At 53.4% G+C, this 19,203-nt stretch carries 16 protein-coding genes; 12 read left to right on the forward strand and 4 right to left on the reverse strand.

What is annotated here, in order from left to right; genetic code table 11:
• Positions 1-41: 41 nt before the first annotated feature.
• Complete coding sequence (locus tag WJU16_RS18675) at positions 42-206, forward strand: hypothetical protein (protein ID WP_341834949.1); 165 nt, start codon at positions 42-44, stop codon at positions 204-206.
• Positions 207-388: 182 nt separating this feature from the next.
• Positions 389-973 (forward strand): hypothetical protein, encoded by a 585-nt coding sequence (locus tag WJU16_RS18680; protein ID WP_341834950.1) that lies wholly within the window; start codon positions 389-391, stop codon positions 971-973.
• Here the strand turns inward: WJU16_RS18680 and WJU16_RS18685 are convergent.
• The 3 genes from WJU16_RS18685 to WJU16_RS18695 all read right to left on the reverse strand — a co-directional run bounded on the left by WJU16_RS18685 (position 959) and on the right by WJU16_RS18695 (position 6,226).
• Positions 959-2,038 carry a PepSY-associated TM helix domain-containing protein gene (locus WJU16_RS18685; protein ID WP_341834951.1) on the reverse strand — a complete coding sequence of 360 codons (1,080 nt, stop codon included), beginning with the start codon at positions 2,036-2,038 and terminating at the stop codon, positions 959-961. The two genes, WJU16_RS18680 and WJU16_RS18685, sit on opposite strands and share 15 nt — an antisense overlap.
• Positions 2,038-4,380 carry a TonB-dependent receptor gene (locus WJU16_RS18690; protein ID WP_341834952.1) on the reverse strand — a complete coding sequence of 781 codons (2,343 nt, stop codon included), beginning with the start codon at positions 4,378-4,380 and terminating at the stop codon, positions 2,038-2,040. Before WJU16_RS18690 ends, WJU16_RS18685 begins: the two co-directional genes overlap by 1 nt.
• Before the next feature lie 604 nt (positions 4,381-4,984).
• Complete coding sequence (locus tag WJU16_RS18695) at positions 4,985-6,226, reverse strand: pyridoxal phosphate-dependent aminotransferase family protein (protein ID WP_341834953.1); 1,242 nt, start codon at positions 6,224-6,226, stop codon at positions 4,985-4,987.
• Positions 6,227-6,364: 138 nt separating this feature from the next.
• Between WJU16_RS18695 and pafA the strand changes: the two genes are divergently transcribed.
• The 3 genes from pafA to WJU16_RS18710 all read left to right on the forward strand — a co-directional run bounded on the left by pafA (position 6,365) and on the right by WJU16_RS18710 (position 9,650).
• Entirely contained in the window at positions 6,365-8,041 is a 1,677-nt protein-coding gene (pafA, locus tag WJU16_RS18700) for an alkaline phosphatase PafA (protein WP_341834954.1), read from the forward strand.
• A gap of 116 nt (positions 8,042-8,157) precedes the next feature.
• Positions 8,158-8,931: an enoyl-CoA hydratase-related protein gene (locus WJU16_RS18705; protein ID WP_341834955.1), complete on the forward strand. Its 774-nt coding sequence runs from the start codon at positions 8,158-8,160 to the stop codon at positions 8,929-8,931.
• Positions 8,932-8,987: 56 nt separating this feature from the next.
• Positions 8,988-9,650 carry a hypothetical protein gene (locus WJU16_RS18710; protein ID WP_341834956.1) on the forward strand — a complete coding sequence of 221 codons (663 nt, stop codon included), beginning with the start codon at positions 8,988-8,990 and terminating at the stop codon, positions 9,648-9,650.
• Between the two features lie 614 nt (positions 9,651-10,264).
• On the opposite strand, the gene WJU16_RS18715 is transcribed toward WJU16_RS18710, so the two are convergent.
• Positions 10,265-10,636: a hypothetical protein gene (locus WJU16_RS18715; RefSeq protein ID WP_341834957.1), complete on the reverse strand. Its 372-nt coding sequence runs from the start codon at positions 10,634-10,636 to the stop codon at positions 10,265-10,267.
• Between the two features lie 183 nt (positions 10,637-10,819).
• Here WJU16_RS18715 and WJU16_RS18720 point away from each other — a divergent pair, with 183 nt between their 5' ends.
• The 7 genes from WJU16_RS18720 (at position 10,820) to WJU16_RS18750 (ending at position 18,965) form a co-directional block, all read left to right on the forward strand.
• Positions 10,820-12,250, forward strand: coding sequence for a tetratricopeptide repeat protein (locus WJU16_RS18720; protein WP_341834958.1), 1,431 nt, complete (start codon positions 10,820-10,822; stop codon positions 12,248-12,250).
• A gap of 197 nt (positions 12,251-12,447) precedes the next feature.
• Complete coding sequence (locus WJU16_RS18725; RefSeq protein WP_298716302.1) at positions 12,448-13,212, forward strand: phosphosulfolactate synthase; 765 nt, start codon at positions 12,448-12,450, stop codon at positions 13,210-13,212.
• Between the two features lie 70 nt (positions 13,213-13,282).
• Complete coding sequence (locus WJU16_RS18730; RefSeq protein ID WP_341834959.1) at positions 13,283-13,672, forward strand: hypothetical protein; 390 nt, start codon at positions 13,283-13,285, stop codon at positions 13,670-13,672.
• An 11-nt stretch (positions 13,673-13,683) separates the two neighbouring features.
• Positions 13,684-14,004 (forward strand): hypothetical protein, encoded by a 321-nt coding sequence (locus WJU16_RS18735; protein ID WP_341834960.1) that lies wholly within the window; start codon positions 13,684-13,686, stop codon positions 14,002-14,004.
• Between the two features lie 146 nt (positions 14,005-14,150).
• Positions 14,151-16,694 carry a DUF6443 domain-containing protein gene (locus tag WJU16_RS18740; protein WP_341834961.1) on the forward strand — a complete coding sequence of 848 codons (2,544 nt, stop codon included), beginning with the start codon at positions 14,151-14,153 and terminating at the stop codon, positions 16,692-16,694.
• A gap of 136 nt (positions 16,695-16,830) precedes the next feature.
• The gene (locus tag WJU16_RS18745) at positions 16,831-18,441 is read left to right on the forward strand and encodes an RHS repeat-associated core domain-containing protein (protein WP_341834962.1); all 1,611 of its coding nucleotides are present in this window, start codon (positions 16,831-16,833) and stop codon (positions 18,439-18,441) included.
• Complete coding sequence (locus WJU16_RS18750) at positions 18,438-18,965, forward strand: hypothetical protein (RefSeq protein ID WP_341834963.1); 528 nt, start codon at positions 18,438-18,440, stop codon at positions 18,963-18,965. Before WJU16_RS18745 ends, WJU16_RS18750 begins: the two co-directional genes overlap by 4 nt.
• Positions 18,966-19,203: the final 238 nt, after the last annotated feature.

Raw genomic sequence — 19,203 nt, forward strand, 5'->3', positions numbered from 1 at the left:
ATACGATTCCGTTTTTTGTCAGAAAAATAAACATATTGCAGATGAAATCTAAAGAAGACAACAATGCCACAGAAAAAATGGTTCGGGTCCCGGAGAAAGGGCTACTATCTTTAGTTTCCAGCAAACTAAAAGACCGGGTGCTATTTCCTCAAAAACTTGAAGATGCGAAAGAGTATCTCAAGAAAGTAACATTCTCCAAACCTTAAATTATCAATAGTCGGAAGGTGCACTGACAAGTGCACCTTTATTATTGCGTCATTAAATCAATTTTCAACCAGCCCACTGATCCATAAACCCAATTCCCCCATCCGTTAATTCCCCCGCGTTACAGCCGTTCCCCCTTCCTAGCTTGCGTCCAGAAAATCACCCCATAAACCCTTCAACAGTTATGAAAAATAGTAAGATTGCACTGCTGGCGACAATACTCCTGGTCTCCCTCGGCGCCTGTAGAAAAGAAGGCCCTGCAGGTCCTGCGGGAAAAGACGGTGCAGACGGCAACGCCAATATCACGGCAAAGAAATTCACCACCATGGCGTCTACCTGGAAATACCCGGGCCACTACGCCCTCGATTACGGTAACAACCAGGTGAAACTGCATTTCAGCAAATACATCACCATGGAAGCCCCCGAAATCACCAAAGATGTTATCGATAACGGCCTGGTGCTGGTGTATATGATCCCGAAAGGCGTGCATAATTGGATGCCGCTGCCGCTCTCCTTCCAGGCGGCCAATCCCTCCGACGTGGTGCATAATTTCGCCTATGAATACCGCCAGGGAACGTTGACGATCCATTATTACTGGACCGCCAATACCACCGGGAAGCAGGTCCCCGACGGGCTCGAAACCACGCTCATGCCTTTCTATAACTTCCGTTACGTGGTAGCGAGCGGCGTGATGAGCGATAAATTGAAATCTTCCGGAGTGAATATGCAGGATCCCCTGGCCGTGGAGCGCGCCTTAGACGGACGCTGACTTTTTTCTCGCGGGAGACATCCATCTGCGGCGATACCAGATCAGTACCCCCGAAACCGCGAGCGCACCTGGTGCCAACCCGAGCAAACTGTAGAGTATTTTTAGCGGAATGCCGCCGTAGTTCCCGAAGTGAAGGGGTTTCACGGCGGCGTTCCATTTGGCGGACAGCGAAGCTTCACTGAAAATGTTCTTCTTCACGACTTCCCCGCTTTCCGGCAAAAGGGAAATGGTCGTAGATAATTCCCCGAACAGCTTCGGTTCGCCGGCATTGCCCAGGAACACCACGGGCAATCCCGCCGTACGCGGCGGCCGTATCATGGTGAGGTCGAACCCCGGGATGGCGGCACGGGCCTTTGTAGCCAGGGCGTCGAAATCGATAGGTTGTTCCAAAGCGACGGAAGGCGCTTTCTTACCCACGCGAGCCCCCACCACCGACCATTGAATGAGAATGCCGGTAATGATCAGCAGCACGTTGAAAACCATCGACCAAACCCCCACGATGCGATGCAGGTTCCGCCATCGGCGGCGCCGCACTTTCCATTCGATCTTATCGCGGAAAAGCAGCACTTTCCACACATGTTTCCGGTACACGTAGCGTCCCGTGGCGATAGCGATGAGCATCACGAAAGCTACAACGAGGATCACGATGGAACCGTTGCGCCCGCTCAGGAGGGTGAAATGCAGGAAAAGCAAGGCGCCGGTGAAGTATTCCTTGTTCCCGCGGATATGGACTACTTCCGCGGTGTAGGGATTGATGTAGAGGTAAATCTTGTTTTCCGCGTCATATTCCGCGCGCATCACGAGTACGTCTTCCGGCGCTTTCGGGATGCGGGAAAAGGCCAGGTAAGGCCTGCCCGGCAGCGATTGGAGTCCGGCCTGGTATAGCGCGGTGAGCGATTGCCGTTCTCCCTGCGGCTGCACATGGAAATGTTTTTTATTGAGCGCGTAATCGATCTCGTCGCTGAAAACGAGCATACTACCCGTAAAGCTTAATAGCAGGAGAAAAACCCCTGCTATTAAGCCTGAAATCCGGTGCAGCCGGAATATCTGTTGCGATAATGCCATTAAAACTTATAAGTGTACTGGAGGTTGAGGCGCGCGCCGTTGCCTTTCACATAGTTCTCGTCACGGGCATCCCATTGCGAAAATACGGTATAGTAATCTTTGTTGAACAGGTTCTCCACCCCGAGCGTAATGCTGCTGTGGCCGTCGAACCGGAAGCTGGAGAACAGGCTGAAGAGCGCGAAGCTGTTCACCGGTCCTTGCGGGTACACGTACTTCCCGTTGGCGCCGGGTTCGAAGCGGTCGCGCTTTAAAGCCTGGAGCATCTGCACGCGGAGGCTCAACGGCGCGATGGGCTCGTATTGCACGTAGGCGGTGATCTTCTGCGGCGCGATGCGGTCGCCGCCCATCCAGGCGTCTGCCGCGTCTTTATATTTGCCGTTGTTGTCTTTATCGATTTTGCCTTCCACGAAAGAGTAGGAAGCGCCGGCCTGGAGGTTATTCAGCAGCCTTGCGTCTGCCGCGAATTCAAAACCGTACACTTTCTCCGGGTTCCGCGCGATCTCGAAACGGCCGTCGGTCAGCACGTAGGAAGATCCCAGTTTGGAGGTGCTGATGTAGTAGCTGGCTTCGAGGTTCACCGGGCCTAGGGTGCTGCTGGCGCCTGCTTCGTAGTTATGCGCGATCACTGCTTTGGAATTGATGAGGGAAAGCGTGTTCTCTTTCGCGGAACGGAGCGTGCGGCCCAGGTCGGCGATGGAGAAGCTCTGCGAATAGCTCAGGAAGGGCTTGAGGAAGGACCACTCGTTATATCGCAGCCCTGCATTATATACGAACGCGTTGTAGCTGAGGCCGCCGCCTTTCACGGCCACGCCGCCCACATTGTATTCGCCGGTGGTGTTGTTTTTGCTGATGATGGTGGTATAATCGGGAACGCCGATGTTGATATTTTCATACCGTGCCCCGGCTTTCAGCACCCAGTGGCGGAAGAGCGTCGTTTTCAGCTGGGCGTAGGGCGCATAGTTCTTCATGTCCATTTCAGGCGCCCAGGTGCGGCCGTCTACCAGGTCCTGGTTCGTGATATCGTTCATGAAATCGAGACCGTACATGGCTTCGATGTCTATGTTTTTCCCGGCGCGGATGGGCGTATTGAAATTCACCCGCACGCCTTGCTTCTTGCTGTTGATCTGCGATTGCCCGCCGCCCGGCCAGGAATCCACGAAACTGTAGATCGTCCGGAAGCGCTGCATGTATACGTTCACGTCGAGGTCCGTTCCGCCCACGATGCCCTGGCTGCTCCAGTGCAGGCTGGCGTTGTGGTTGAAAGGCGTGCCTTCCGGGGAACCGGGGCGCGTACCGGGAATGCCGATGGACGCGGAATCGCCGTAAATGCCTTTTTTGAGGATGTAATCACTCTTTTGCGTGCTCTGGAAGAAGTTGTACGTCAGCTCCAGCCTGTTTTTAGGGTCTATGCTGAACCCGATCTTTCCGAAACCGTTCCAGAGCTGGGTTTCACCCAGACCGTACTCCGGGGAAAGTACCTGGCCCGTGGCGTCTTTATACACCCCGGTTTGCTCGTACTGGCCGGAAACCACGAAGTCGAACTTCCCTTTGGAGCCGGACAGCAGCTGCCCCACTTTGAAGCCCGCGGTATGCTGCGCGCTTTTCAGCTGGGTATTGCCGCCGATAGTGGTTTGGCCGCTGAGGGGCTTGCCGGGCTGGCCTTTCTTGGTGATATAGTTGATCAGGCCACCGTCGGCTCCGTTGCCGTAGATCGCCGTGGCGCCTTTAATGACTTCAATGCGCTCGATGGCGGAGGGGTCGATGGAGCGGATATCGCGCCCGCCGGCCCGGAGGGGCGTGGATTGCGGGATGCCGTCGACCATCACGAGGAGGTTGCGCCCGCGGAGGGTTTGGCCGGTATTGCTGGTTTGGTTGGTGCTGAAGCCCAGGCCGGGGACGGCCATGGCCATGATATCACCCAGGTTATTATTAATGCTTTTCTGTGTCTCCAGCTCGCGGGGCCCCACGATGGTGATAGACGAAGGTACTTCGTCGAGCGTTTCCCTGCGGCGGCTGGCGGAAACCACGACTTCATTCAAATCGCTGTTGGATTGCAGGGTAATATCGGTAATGGTGGTGTCTGTACGGAAGCGGGCGCCTTGTTCCAGGCTTTTCTGGCCCACGCCCGAAATGCGGATGGTATGTTCGCCCTGGGGCGCGGCAAGGAGGAAAGTGCCGCTGGCGGAAGCGATGGTCCCTTTTTTCAGGGCGGGAATGCTCACATTGACGAAAGGAACGGGTTGGCCCTGCTCGTTGCGGACTGTGCCGCGGATCACACCTTGTTGCGCCTGGGCGCCGTTGGCGCCGGCAAGCAAGGCGGCGGCAATAATCACTGTTCTCATGCAAAAATAGTTAAGGAAAAATGCTGCGCGAAGGTACTGCCGTTGCTCCCCCCGCTGTTTACGAGATCGGGAAAAACAATGCTCCAATCCGGAAAAACAGCAGGAGCGGGGTTTTCACCACTTTATTGTCCAAAATATTCGTTTTAACAGCTTCTTAACGAAATACAACGTTTGTGTAATAGTCAGGTACCGGTAGGAATGCTATTTTTGGAAAGCTTGTGAATGTTCAATAAACCATGCCCGGCACAAGGCAACCGAAAGGTTCTCAACTCTTTGCATAAACTAACTTGATTATATTTTTAAGCCAGGGCGTTCACAGTCCCTGCTGGCAGCCTAAAGATTTTTTTATTACCATGTCCTACTGAACGATCGATTCTTGGAAGATCATGTATTACACCTAGTGAAAGAACGATTTGTTTGCATGGGGCTGACTAACCATCAGCCCCCTTTTTTTGCCCAATCGGTAAGGAATTGTTAACCATCGCCGGAACAAAGCCCGGCCGCCGTTGTGTCACTCCCTTCGGCCGCAGGGCAAAGCCCCGCCTGGCTTCCGGGCATAAAAAAAGCGCTCCTTGCGGGAGCGCCTTTCAGACTAAATAAAAATTTATACTACCGGAATTTCCGCTACGGCGTAAGCCTTCGCGTCGAGCTTGGCTTTGGTTTCCGTGAAGGCTTTGAGCGTGAGCTCAATATCTTCGTCGGAGTGCGCCGCGGTGGGGATCAGGCGGTAGATGATCTGTCCTTTCGGGATAACGGGGTATACCACGATAGAGCAGAAAATATTGTAGTTCTCGCGGAGGTCGAGGCACATGGCCGTAGCCTCCGGAATGTCGCCCTGCAGGTAGATCGGCGTAACGGGGGAATCGGTTTTGCCGATGTTGAAACCACGGTCGCGCAGGCCTTGTTGCAGTTTGTTCACATTGCTCCAGAGTTTCGCCTTCATCTCGGGGTGCGTGCGCATAAGCTGTACGCGCTTCAGGTGCCCGATAACGAGGGGCAGGGGGATGGATTTGGCGAAGATCTGGGAGCGCATGTTGTAGCGGAGGTAGTTGATGATGGCTTTGTCGCCGCTCATGAACGCCCCGATGGATGCACCGGATTTCGCGAAAGTGTTGAACAGCAGGTCGATTTTGTCCTGTACGCCCTGCTCTTCGCCGGTGCCGGCGCCGGTTTTGCCCATGGTACCGAAGCCGTGGGCGTCGTCTACCATCAACCGGAATTCGAAACTATCTTTCAGCGCTGCGATTTCTTTCAGCTTGCCCTGGTCGCCGGCCATGCCGAACACGCCTTCCGTTACCACCAGGATGCCGCCGCCGCTGTTTTTGATGTATTCCGTGGCGCGGCGGAGTTGTTTTTCGAGGTCTTCGATATCATTGTGCTTGAACACATAGCGGTGCCCCTGGTGCAGGCGCAGGCCGTCGATGATGGAAGCGTGGCACTCCGCGTCGTATACGATCACATCCCGGCGGTTGCAGATCGCGTCGATGGCGCTCATGATGCCCTGGTAGCCGTAGTTGAGGAGGGTCGTGTCTTCCTTGCCCATGTACTCGCTCAGCTCTTTTTCCAGCTGCTCGTGGTAATTGGTGTTACCGCTCATCATGCGGGCGCCCATAGGGGAGGCCAGACCGAAATCCGCCGCAGCTTTGGCGTCCGTTGCCCTCACCTCCGGGTGGTTGGCCAGGCCCAGGTAGTTGTTGAGGCTCCAAACGATCTTGTCCTTGCCCCGGAATTTCATACGGGGGCCGATCTCGCCTTCCAGCTTGGGGAAAGCAAAGTATCCATGGGCGCGCTCGGAGTGCTCCCCGATCGGACCCATATGCTTCAGCAGTTTCTCGAATATGTCCATGTGATGATTAAAATGAAATTAAAATTTGACCACAAAGGTATTAAAATATTATTTTTTGTAAACTTAGGTTACTTTTACACCCTATTTTTTCCACGTCAGAACGGACCATCGTAAAAAGGAACTAATTATAAGCGTTATATGAGCCGTATTAAAATGCTAGCCGTATTCCTGTTGATGTCGGCCCCGGTTGCTTTTGGTCAAAAGGCCACGTCGCCCACCAAAGGCTTTCCGCCCAACTACGGGAAAAAAGCAGAAAATCATGTTGCCCGCCCGAAACTCGTGGTGGGGATGGTAGTGGATCAAATGAGATGGGATTTCCTCTACCGCTATTACGACCGCTATACGAACGACGGCTTCCGGCGCCTCATCAGCGAAGGGTTCTCCTGCGAAAACACGCTGATCCCCTATACGCCGACCATCACCGCCTGCGGCCACACCTGCGCCTACACCGGCTCCGTTCCCGCCATCCATGGCATAATCGGCAATAACTGGTACGGCCGCGAAGTGAAACGCTCCGTGTACTGCACCGAAGATACCAATGCCGTGGCCGTTGGCGGCAGCGCCGCCGCCGGCGCCATGAGCCCCAAAAACATGCGTACCACCACCATCACCGACGAACTGCGCCTGGCTACCAACTTCCGCAGCAAAACGGTGGGTATCGCCATCAAAGACCGCGGCGCCATCCTCCCCGCAGGCCACACCGCCACCGCGGCGTACTGGTACGACGGCGTTACCGGGAACATGATGACCTCCAACTTCTACATGAACGAACTGCCGGCCTGGGCCAACGCCTTCAACCGCCGCCAGCTCCCCCGCGAATACATCTCCAAACCCTGGAACACGCTCTACCCCGTAGATACGTACATTCAGAGCACGGCAGACGAAAAGCCCTACGAAGGCAGGTTCAAAGGCCAGGATAACACTTCCTTCCCCCACGAACTGGCAGGCTCCGCAGGCAACGCATTCGGCATCCTCTCCTCCACACCCTTCGGCAACACTTACACCCTTGAGTTCGCCAAAGCCGCCATGGAAGGCCACCAGCTCGGAAAAGGCCCCGTGACCGACTTCCTCGCCGTGAGCCTCTCATCCACCGACTATATCGGCCACCAGCACGGCCCCAACTCCGTGGAAACGGAAGACGCCTACCTGCGCCTCGATAAAGACCTGGGCGATTTCTTCAAATACCTCGACCAGAAAGTAGGTAAAGGCCAATGGCTCTTCTTCATCACCGCTGATCACGGCGTAGCGCACGTTCCCGGCTTCATGCAGGAGAACCACATGCACGCCGGTTTGTTCGACGACGGTGCTATGATGAAATCCCTGAACGCCGGTATCGAAAAGGAGTTCGGCTTCAAGAAAGCAATTATTGCTTCGTATAACTACCAGTTCTGGCTCGATAACGACGGACTGCGCGCAGCGGGCAAGCTCGAAGAAGCGAAGGCCTATATCCTCCGCGAAGGATTGAAATTCAATGGCGTAGCCAATATGATCGATCACCACGCACTGGGCTCCACCGCGCTCCCCGAGCCGCAGAAACCCATGGTCACCAACGGTTACAACGTACTGCGCTCCGGCGATATCATGGTGCTGCTGCAACCGGGTTATTTCGACGGCGGCAAAACCGGTACCACCCACGGCCAGTGGAACCCTTACGACGCGCACATTCCCCTCGTATGGATGGGCTGGGGCGTGAAGCCGGGTAAAACCAACCGTACCACGCACATGACCGACATTGCGCCCACCGTGGCGGCCATGCTCCGGATCCAGATGCCGAACGGCAACGTCGGCCATCCGATCACCGAAGTATCGCACTAAGCGGTTTGACGATAAAAATCATTGCGCCCCGGCTGTTCTACAGTTGGGGCGCTTTGTTTTTCATATAGTTACACATGGGTTTAAAACGTTAAAAATAATTCTTGTACATTTGGTTCATGTCTGGTATCACCTATACGGTGGCGGGTAGGATCGCCACTATAACGCTGAACCGCCCGGAGAAGCGGAACGCGCTCAGCGGGGCCGTGGTGCGCGAATTGCGGGAAGCGTTCGCACAGGCGGAGGCCGACGAGGCGGTGAAAGTAGTAGTGCTGGCCGCCAACGGGAAAGCCTTTTGTGCCGGGGCCGACCTGGATTATCTCCGGCAGTTGCAGGAATTTCATTTTGAAGATAACTATGCCGACTCCCGGGAGCTGATGCAGCTGTTCCGGGAAATATATGAATTGAAGAAGGTGGTGATCGCCCGGATAGAGGGAGACGCCCTGGCGGGTGGTTGCGGATTAGCCACGGTGGCGGATCTTAGCTATGCCGTCCCGGAAGCGCGGTTTGGGTATACGGAAGTGAGGATCGGGTTTGTGCCGGCGCTGGTGAGCGTGTTCCTCGTCCGCAAGATCGGGGAGGGTAGGGCGCGGGAGCTGATGCTGACGGGTAAGCTCGTGGATGCCGCCACGGCGGAACGATACGGGATGATTACAGCTGTGGTGCCGGCAGGCCAGATGGCAGGGCACGTGCAGGCGGTAGCGGAGGGCCTTTGCGCGGAGGCGTCTTCAAACTCGCTGACGGTTACCAAGCAATTGATAGCCAACGTATTCGACGTATCCCTGGAAGACGGGCTCGAAGCAGCGGCCCGCACCAATGCCGAAACCCGGCGCCATCCCGATTGCCAGAAAGGGATCGCCGCTTTTCTTGACAAACAGAAACCTGAATGGTAACTTGAAACAGCCGTTTGGCACAGATTTTTCATTTACCCTATCAACAATCAGACTATATGCGAAAAATGTCACCTCTCCGCCTGCTGGTGCCGGTCCTTATCCTGGCCGCATCCTTGCCGGTTTCGGCGCAGCGGACTATTTCGGACGCCAGGATTTCATACAAGGTGGAAATGCCGCCCGAACAGCTCCAGATGGAGGCCATGTTCGCAGGAAGCTCCATGACGCAGTATATCCGGGGCGATCTCAGCAGGGTGGATATGAACTTCAACGTGGTAAACTATATCTACCTCGTCAATTCCCAGAAAGAAGACATGATCACGCTGATGGATAACCACGGCGACAAGTACCTGATCCGCACGGATAAGAAAGCGTACGAAGCGGATGTGAAGAAGTTTGCCTCCATCCGCTTCGACGACCAGTCCGAAACCCGGGAGATCGCGGGCTATAAATGCCGCAAATCCATCGGGACGATGGCCGACGGCGCCACATTCGAGGTTTTCTACACGACCGATATCGTGCCCGAAAATCCCTATTACAACCGCCGGTTCCAGAATCTGAAGGGGATACCCCTCGAATACGAGATCCCCATGAAATCAGGCGCTAAAATGCGGGCAATCGCTACCCAGGTAGACCTCAGTCCCGTTCCGGCGTCAGTTTTCGATGTGCCGAAGGGTTACCGGGAGATTACAGCGGAAGAACTGAAGAAAATCAGGGGATAACAAAAACTTATTGGCAAATACAAGCCGCGGAGCGATCCGCGGCTTTTTTATGCGGCAATGCGGGGAAGGCGCGCTTTCCCAGGGTTGCATGCCCGTTTATCCGGATGAAAATATGGGTGCTCCGCCAGGAATAAGCTTCCTTAGCCGGGGAAGATTCCCGGATATTGGGCGGATAAGCCAGGAGCTTCCGTGGTTGAATACTTCGCTTGCAGGGAGTGTATTCCCGGGTGAAAATTACGCTAAGGCAAATATACCATGCCTTTACCTGGTCTTTGCAATGCCTTAATCCTGCCTGTATCCTGCCCTCTCTAAAGGGCAGGATACAGGCAGGGCAAACCCATGGTATAGGCAGGACAAAGGCAGGACATATATATGGAAAACCTGTGGTAGCCGGGATGAAGCCTTTCATTACCGGGGGAGTTGACGGGAAGTATGAGGAAAGTGATCCCGGACGTTGGGGGATACAGCGAGGGGTGTGCGGTATCAGGCCTGGACAGGAATAGAAATGGTCAGGTACGGTGCGGGGTGCGGGCAGGAGGGGTGGCCGGGGAAGAGGGGAAATGAAAAAGGCCGCCTTGTGGCAGCCTTTCCATAAAATCTCTTTCAAAAAAACCTTATCCCTTTCTGAAAGGTAACTTGACCTGCAGGTGATGGTACTGCATTTCGGGCAGTGGTGCCGCCTGCGGCGCTACTTTAACAGGGAAGGGAAGGATATAGGTAACGTTACCTTTCCTGATGGTCATGGTAGACTTCACATTCACGGCATTGTCAGAGCTCAGGTTGAAGGTTTGCTTCAGAAAGCCGCTCGCGCGGGAGCTGGCGTCGAGGCTAAGGCTCGTCTTGGGCATCGCAAAGCGATGCGAGGTTTCAGTCTTCTTCGTTTTGTCGTTGTTGTCGTCGAAGTATTCCGGTTCCGCTACGCCAAGATCATGGGCGTTCACCCGGATGCCAACAAGGAACAACGCGCTCACCAAAAGGCAAGACATTGAAACTGTGCGCATTATGATTTTGATCGTCTTCATTGTACTGCAAATATACGAATTATTTATCTATCATAAGGTAATCCTAATGCAAGATAAGCAGAAACCTTAATAAAATGTTAAAAAATACACGAGTGGTAGCCGGAGGCCTGTTTTGGCGGGATGGTAAAATCACATATATTTACATTAATGAATCACGACTTCCCATCATTTAATGAGTTTAACGAGGATTTTGAAGATTTGAGGGACTTGCTTCAGCAATTTGAAAATCTTAAGGAAGGGCGCTCCCACGCCTTTCTGGACGAAGATTCCTTTGAGCAGATCATTGACTATTACGATGAGCACGACGAGCTCAACAACGCCATGCAGGCTGTTGAAATCGCCATCGAGCAGTTCCCCTTCTCCTCCGCACTGCTCCTGAAAAAATCAGCACTCCTGATCGAAACCAAAAAGTACCGCGAAGCGCTCCAGCTCCTCGAAAAAGCCGCCCTTCTCGATTCCAACGATATCAACCTGTACATCCTCAAGACCGACGTCTATCTCGCCATGAACCAACACGAGAAAGCCGCCGCCCTGCTGGAAGAACAGATACAACACTTCGAAGGGGAAGACCGTACCGATCTCCTCCTCGAACTGGCCGACGTGTACGACGACTGGGAGGAATTCGAAAAAGTATTCGACTGCCTCAAGATGCTCCTCGAATACGATCCCAACAACGAAGAAGCGCTCCATAAAATCTGCTTCTGGACCGAGTTTACGGGCCGTAATGAAGAAAGCATCCGCCTGCACACCAACATCATCAACGAGCACCCCTACAACCAGCTTGCCTGGTTCAACCTGGGCACCGCTTACCAGGGGCTCAAACTCTACGAAAAGTCTATCGACGCCTACCAGTACGCCGTCGTGATCGATGAAAAATTCGATTACGCCTACCGCAACATGGGCGACGCATATATCCGTCTCCGTAAATACAACGACGCCATCGAAGTGCTCCAGAAACACCTTGAGATCGCCAAACCGGAAGACGTCATCTACGAAGCTATCGGCCACTGCTACGAAAAAATGCGCAAGTACACCCAGGCGCGTTACTACTACCGCAAGGCCGTGCATCTCAGTCCAAGCGACGATAAACTGTATCTCAAAATCGCCAAATGCTACATGACGGAGGAAAATTGGGAGAACGCCGTGCGCGCCCTCCAATCCGCCCTCCGCATCAACAAGCAAAGCGCCGAATACAATATCACCCTGGGCCAATGTTACCTGCAGCTGGGGATGGACAAGGAAGCGCTCGTCCAGTTCCTCAACGCCGTACGCCTCCGGCCTTCGAACACTTCCGCGTGGAAGGAGTTCATCCGCGGGCTGTACCTGGCGGGGCATACCGACGAAGCCATGCACCAGCTCGACAATGCAGAGGCGAAAGTGGGCCGCAAGCCCGTTTTCCTCTACTACCGGGCCGCCATCCTCATCGCTATGGGGCGCACGAAAGACGGGCTCCTGCATCTCGAAACCGCCCTGCAGCATTTCCCGCGCCAGGTCAAAAGGTTCCTCGAACTGGATCCTTCCATCCTCCAGCACCCCATTATCGTGGAGCTGATCGGCCGCTACAGGCGCAAACGGTGATCCTCGTCATTTTTTGCCTCGCAATCGGTATTACTTCTTATTTTTGCCGCGGTTTTTTTATTTTGTTACGATTTAAAAGCCAACTGACCAATCCAGTTTAGAGCAGGCACCGCTCTGTATAGGGGATTGTAAAAGACACATTTCCTGATACTTATGAAAGTGGTGATGACCATTCAGAAGAATATAAACCGTGAAAAATGAATTTTAATCTTTCGCAAATTCCGGAAAGAACCAGCAAACCGCGCAGCCATGGCCTGACCATGGTGATGGACAAAGGCCTGAGCGTAGAAGAAGTGAAGAATTTCCTGTCCGCCGCGGGCCCGCATGTGGATATCGTGAAACTTGGCTTCGGAACCTCTTTCGTTACGCCCAACCTGCGCACCAAGATTGAATTGTATCAATCCGCCAATATACCCATCTATTTCGGTGGCACCCTGTTCGAGGCATTTCTGATCCGCAACCAGTTCGACGAGTATGTTCGTGTCATCAAAGATTACGGCATCAGCTACATGGAAGTGTCCGACGGATCGATCACCATTCCGCATGCAGAGAAATGCGGTTATATCGAGAAGCTGACCAAACACGGTCTCGTACTGAGCGAAGTGGGCAGCAAGGACGCAGAGCACATCATTCCTCCCTACAAATGGATCGAGCTGATGCGCGCCGAACTGGAAGCCGGTTCCAGCTACGTGATCGCGGAAGCGCGCGAAGGCGGCAATGTGGGCATTTACCGCGGCAGCGGCGAGGTGCGCGAAGGCCTGGTGCAGGAAATCCTGACCCAGATCCCCGCTGAGAAAATCATCTGGGAAGCGCCGCAGAAAGACCAGCAGCTCTACTTCCTGGAGCTTGTGGGCTGCAACGCCAACCTGGGCAACCTGGCCCCGAACGAGGTGATTCCCCTGGAAGCCATGCGTGTCGGGCTTCGAGGAGATACCTTCCACCTGTTCCTCGACAAAGAATAAGCATCCTATTTTTCCGAAGGCCAGGACCGTAACGCCCTGGCCTTTTTTATCTGACGAAACCCCCTGCATCGTGCGATTATTCGGCCTTATCGGCTTTCCGCTCAGCCATTCCTTCTCGAAAGGATTCTTCACGGAAAAGTTTTCCCGTGAACAGATCCCCGGCTGCACTTACGAGAATTTTCCCATTCCCGATATTTCCGCATTCCCGGCATTGTGGGAGGAAAATCCCGCGCTGGAAGGGCTGAACGTCACCATCCCATATAAACAGGCTGTGATCCCGTATCTCGATGAGCTTTCGGATGCCGCGAAGGCCATCGGCGCCGTGAATTGCATCCGCCGCGAAGGTAAGCGCCTGATCGGGCATAATACGGATGTACTGGGATTTGGAAGATCGCTGAAACCCTTGCTGAAGGCGCATCATACGCAAGCGCTGGTACTCGGGACCGGGGGGCGGCTTTAGCGGTTAAATACGTGTTGAAAGATTTTAATATCGCATTTTCGGAGATCAGCCGGAGCGGACCGCTTACTTACGCGTCCGTTACACCCGAAATGATGGCATCTCATACATTGATCGTGAACACAACGCCACTGGGCATGTATCCCAATGCAGATGCGGCTCCGCCGTTGCCGTACGAAGCTGCCGGACCGGAGCACCTGTTTTATGATCTGGTATATAATCCGCCGGAAACCCTTTTCATGCGGAAAGGAACAGCGCAAAAAGCCGTGGCAAAAAATGGGTACGAGATGCTGATCCTCCAGGCCGAGGCTTCCTGGGAAATCTGGAACCGATAGGTATACGTATTTTTAAATAACCTGATTTAATCACGAACCTCCGAAAAAGCGAGATGCTTTTTTAGGAGGTTTTCTTTTTCCCGTTTACATTCGCTGAAATCATTGTTAACCCGCGGTCAGTTTACCTGGCCAGCCATTGTTTGTGTATGAAAAACCTGCTTCGGGCTATTTGCGCCCTGTTACTTTTAACCGTTGCTGATGCCACCGGGCAAGTCCCGGATGCCGCGCCACCGCCGCGTTTGCAGGCGCCGTTGTTGCCAGGGGCATATCCGGCCGGGGTGCCGTTGAATTATATCCGGACCTGGCAGCCGACATGCGCTTTGCGCGATGCGCAGGCCTTGCAGCAGCAAGGAAAGGAATTGTGGGAGACGAAATATTTCGATGGGTTGGGAAGGGCGGTACAAACAGTGGAGAAAGGAAAGAGCCCGCGGCGCGGAGACATCGTCAGTATCTCCATCCCTGAAACGCGGGGTGGGGAAGGACGGGAATACCTGCCCTTTACTTTCGAAGGCGGCAACGGGCGTTTCCGGAACCATGCTTTTGCGGATCAATACCGTTTCTGGAGTACGATGCAGCCGCAGGAACAGGTGTTCTTCGGGAGCAAATCGAAGGATTTGTCCCCGGACGGGCGGGTCAGGAAAATTTGCGCGCCGGGAAATAACTGGCAGGGAAACGGCCGGGGACAATCTTTTCTGTTTCCCGCGCACTTGAAGCCGGATGATGTCGCCTGCTGGAAAACCGGTTTGCAGGAAGGCGCCCTGCCTGTATTTGCAGGTATGTATGGAACCGGTGCTTTGCAAAAGGAAATTTCGGTGGATGAGAACAACCGGCAACTAGTTACCTATAAGGATAAAGAAGGGAGAGTCATAATGCGGAAAGCTCCGGTGGCGGCAGTTTCAGAAAACGGGCATAACGGATTCGCATGTACGTACTTCATCTTCGATCCATTGGGCCGGTTACGTTATATTATCCCGCCAAAGCTGGTGGAAGTACTGGCGGCAAATGGCTGGAAATTAACAGCAGTGCTCGCTGCGGACCTGGCTTTTCGTTTTGAATACGACGCCCGCGGCAGAAAGGTCATCGCGCGGCTGCCCGGCATTCCGGAAACGGAATATGTATACGACGCCCGCGACAGGCCCGTGTTGCAACGTGGTGGAAACCTCCGCGCCGCGGGCCGTTGGATGGCGACCGGGTACGATGCGCTCAACCGGCCGGTATTGACCGGTATATTGACTACGGCTTTGTCTGGCCCCGCGTTGCGGGAATGGCTGGGGAAAAATGCCATCCTGCCACCCGGCAATTTGGATACGCTTACGCAAACATTTTATGATCACTATCGGTTTCCGGGAGCGGCTTTCTTGTTGCCGGTGGAAATGGAAAAGGTCCGTGTGGCGGGAGGTGCATCCGGCGATCCGCAGCCCGCCAGTGAATCGGCGAACGGAAAAGTGACGGGCATGCGGGTAAAGGTGCTTGGGACTAACCGCTGGTTGCTGCGCACATTCCGGTATGATCAGAAAATGCGCCTTTGCCAGGAAACGGGCATGTTGCATAATGGTGTCACGGAAACGATTACACGTTTGTATAATTTTTCAGGAAAGGAACTTGTCAGCCGCCATTTGCATGGGCATCCCCGCAGCAAAGTTTTGCAGGTCGTGCAAACCAATTATCAGTACGACCACGCCGGGCGAACGTTATCCGTTTCCCTCCGGTTAAATGATAATCCTGTGCATCAGCGGACTGTAGCGAAAATGGAGTATGGTCCTTCGGGAGAATTATCCGGTAAATCATTTCTACGTGCAAACGGCAGCGTGCTGGAAAGCTTGCAATACCAGTACAATGTGCGGGGCTGGCTCACGGGAATCAACGCGGACTTCGTGCAACCGGTTGCGGCGGCACCGCATTATTTCGGGCAAACCCTGCACTACGACCAGGGGTTTTCCCAGAGGCAGTTCAATGGAAACATCGCGGGCATGCAGTGGAAGGGGAGTTGCGAACCGGTGCGCCGGGCATACGGCTTTACGTATGATCCGCTGGACCGTTTGCTGGTGGCGAGGTACAGCCAACCCGGCAGTACGAATCCCCCTAACTTCGATATGATCCTGGGCAATGGTGCCGATCCGGCACAGGCATACGATCTCAACGGTAACATCAGGCGGCTGCGGCATTGGGGAGCGAGAGGCGTGCAGTTGTCCTTGCTGCTGGACGATCTCCGGTATCAATACGAGGGGCCTTCCGCCGGAAAAACAGGCAATCAATTGCTGGGGGTGGCTGATATCGTGAAGACTAAGGCGCCTGATGCGGGGGATTTTACGGATGATCCGGGGGCGTCTTTGTCGGATTATGCTTATGATTTGAACGGCAACATGACCCGTGACCGCAATAAAGGTATCGACAGCATCCGTTGGAATGTGCTGGATCTCCCGGAAGAAGTAATTGTAAATGGAAAAGGTAAAGTGCAATACCAATACGATGCGGCGGGCAATAAGCTGTCGCATTCCGTTATCAGCTACAGTGGAGGGAAGGCGGCCGTTGTGCGCGTCGATTATTTGTCGGGGTTTGTATACCGGAATGATACCCTTCAATTTTTTTTGCATGGAGAAGGCAGGGCGCGGCCCGTTCCCGGGGAGCGGGGGCATCGGGGTTCGCCTGGGATTATTTTGTGCGCGACCATTTGGGGAGCGTCCGCATGATATTGACCGATGAGTCTTCCGCAACGGTGTACCAGGCAACCATGGAGCCGTCCCGCGCGAGCCTGGAGCAACGCTTATTTAGCCAGGTGGATGCAGTACGGGGGCATTGCCATCTGGTTTCCCTAAAGCGCAAGGGGTGGCGAATACGGCCGCGGCGCGCCTGAACGGAAAAGACCCTAAGCGGAGAGTAGGGCCGGCGTTGGTGTTAAAGGTGATGCCGGGCGATACCTTGCAGGCTGCTGTGAAGGCTTTTTACCAGCAGCAGGTCGGTGTGTCACCTGCTTCCGTTGCACCTTTGCAGGATATGGTGCATGCGGTGCTGGGGGCGTTTGGCAGTGCGGGGATAGCGGTTGCCGGGAAGAACGGCGGGGCGGTGGAATGGCAGTCGCCATTTTCGAACAAGGGAACCGCGGAAGGTTGGCAACGGTTATTGCAAAAGGAAACCGCCAAGCCAGATGCGCGCCGGCCAAGGGCGTTCCTGCATTTCCTGTTGTTTGATGAACAATTGGATTTGGTGACGGCCCACAGTTATGTCAAACAAGTGAGTGCAGCGCCGGGTGTTCTGCAGGTGATAGGAGAGGGCCCTTCCGTGATGAAACGCAGTGGATACTTATATGTTTTTCTGAGCAACGAATCGCAGCAGGACGTGTACTTCGACGATCTGACGGTGAGCATGCGCCATGGTCCGGTTGTGGAAGAAACGCATTATTATCCTTATGGGCTTGTGATGCCGGGGATCAGTGTGAAGGCATTGCGTAAACCGGGGAACAATGTTCTTTTTAATGGTAAGGTATTACAACAAATCGAAGGAAATGGTGTTGTTGATCTGGAATGGTATGATTACGGCGCAAGGATGTTTGACCCCCAGCTTGGCAGATGGTTATCCCCTGATAAATTAAGTGAGCAGTATGAGTCTGTGAGCCCTTATGCGTATGCATTAAACGACCCCGTGAATGCAATTGATCCGGACGGTAACCTGATCATTTTCGTGAATGGATTTATGATACATCAATGGATGGCGCAAGACCACCGGCTGACGATCCGGACGGCGCATCGGAGTTTGGTGGACAGGGGGACGTACCTCACGGAGTTCACGCAACAGCGTAATCCGAATTTCAGGCCGTATCCGGGAGAAAGGACTTTTGCGGAAGGAGCACCAACATATCTCGGGAAGCCTTTCCAGTATTGGGGTAACATAGACGATGTTATCATGCAGGGGCACAACGACAAGAATGCCCGGTACATCAGTGCTTCGGCGGACAATGCTTCCCAGGCGCATGAGCGGTATGCAGACGGCGCCATGGCGGCCCGGAGGCTCATCCGGCAGCTGGATAGCAAACAGATTCCGTTGGCCAGCGATGAAACGATCAAGATCGTGGGGCATAGCCAGGGCGCGGCGTTTGCGGCGGGAATGGTAAGTGTGTTGTCGAAACATGCGAAGTATTCTTCACGGTTGGAGATCGCTTATTATATCGCGCCGCATCAGCCGGGAGATTTTTTGCACAGCGCAAAAGTAAAAGGGCAGCAGTGGTCCACCTTCCACGACTGGGTGACCGATGGGTGGAATTTTATACACCTGTTTAACGGAGGGTCGAAGAATCAGAAGATTGAGGGGGTGGGAGAGACGAATTACAAGTTGAGAGATCCTTGGGTGGAGGGAATGGGTGGGCATTATGTTGAGACTTACCTGCAAAATATAATTCAATACTTCCAGGATTTGGGAATTCAAGTAAACGTATATCAATGATGAAGAAATTAGTTTCAACTTTTATTTCACTGTTTTTTTTTAGTTGCCGATTTATAGGTGATGTCGCATTCGAAATGAAGGAACAATGTATAGATGAGAAGTTAATTGATCAGAAACATTCTCTTGGGATTATCAAAATCAAGAAGTCATTTGAGGATACTTTTCAAATTTGGCGAAAGGATTTCGAGATTTTTGGATCTGATAAATACATGGAACATTACGTCGATGACATAGTCTTTTTAAATCGAGATTCTAGTAAATGTATTTTGCTTGTACTTAAACGTGCGAGAGAAGGACAGATTTCCCATGTTTTTGGTACTGCACGTGTAATCAAAGGTATGATGAATAATGGAATTTGGAATTTCTTTGCCAGTCAAGAATTTTTATATGAAAGAGATTTTTTTAAGAAATATCAGAACAACTCTTTTGGTACAATCTCAAAATTGGCTAGATACTCAGTATTGAAAATTGGAAACCCACCAAAATTGGGCTGCGAAATCGATGAATCATATTGGTTCAAGTAATTAACCCGAGCGGGTGATGCGGGCATCGTTCAAGTTAATTACTACAGCGATTCCGCTGTTAATGGGGACAAAAAACTACGACTCCCTGAACGCGGGAATTTCTTCCAGGTTCATGTAAACGATTTTTCCTTTCGCCCGGGCGATTTCGCGCATATAATCCGCTCCGGTGGAGGCGCCTCCAATCCTCAAAACCCCATCGCAAAAATCGATCAAATTCGCCGCGAATAAACCAGGGAAA

This window comes from Chitinophaga pollutisoli (assembly GCF_038396755.1).
GTDB classification, from domain to species: domain Bacteria; phylum Bacteroidota; class Bacteroidia; order Chitinophagales; family Chitinophagaceae; genus Chitinophaga; species Chitinophaga pollutisoli.

Excerpts from the sequence above, each read along its gene's own strand:
- WJU16_RS18675 (WP_341834949.1), top strand. The coding sequence starts at position 42 with ATGAAATCTAAAGAAGACAACAATGCCACAGAAAAAATGGTTCGGGTC.
- WJU16_RS18705 (WP_341834955.1), top strand. The coding sequence starts at position 8,158 with ATGTCTGGTATCACCTATACGGTGGCGGGTAGGATCGCCACTATAACG.
- WJU16_RS18685 (WP_341834951.1), bottom strand. The coding sequence starts at position 2,038 with ATGGCATTATCGCAACAGATATTCCGGCTGCACCGGATTTCAGGCTTA.
- pafA (WP_341834954.1), top strand. The coding sequence starts at position 6,365 with ATGAGCCGTATTAAAATGCTAGCCGTATTCCTGTTGATGTCGGCCCCG.
- WJU16_RS18690 (WP_341834952.1), bottom strand. The coding sequence starts at position 4,380 with ATGAGAACAGTGATTATTGCCGCCGCCTTGCTTGCCGGCGCCAACGGC.
- WJU16_RS18695 (WP_341834953.1), bottom strand. The coding sequence starts at position 6,226 with ATGGACATATTCGAGAAACTGCTGAAGCATATGGGTCCGATCGGGGAG.
- WJU16_RS18715 (WP_341834957.1), bottom strand. The coding sequence starts at position 10,636 with ATGTCTTGCCTTTTGGTGAGCGCGTTGTTCCTTGTTGGCATCCGGGTG.
- WJU16_RS18740 (WP_341834961.1), top strand. The coding sequence starts at position 14,151 with ATGAAAAACCTGCTTCGGGCTATTTGCGCCCTGTTACTTTTAACCGTT.
- WJU16_RS18720 (WP_341834958.1), top strand. The coding sequence starts at position 10,820 with ATGAATCACGACTTCCCATCATTTAATGAGTTTAACGAGGATTTTGAA.
- WJU16_RS18725 (WP_298716302.1), top strand. The coding sequence starts at position 12,448 with ATGAATTTTAATCTTTCGCAAATTCCGGAAAGAACCAGCAAACCGCGC.
- WJU16_RS18750 (WP_341834963.1), top strand. The coding sequence starts at position 18,438 with ATGATGAAGAAATTAGTTTCAACTTTTATTTCACTGTTTTTTTTTAGT.
- WJU16_RS18680 (WP_341834950.1), top strand. The coding sequence starts at position 389 with ATGAAAAATAGTAAGATTGCACTGCTGGCGACAATACTCCTGGTCTCC.
- WJU16_RS18710 (WP_341834956.1), top strand. The coding sequence starts at position 8,988 with ATGCGAAAAATGTCACCTCTCCGCCTGCTGGTGCCGGTCCTTATCCTG.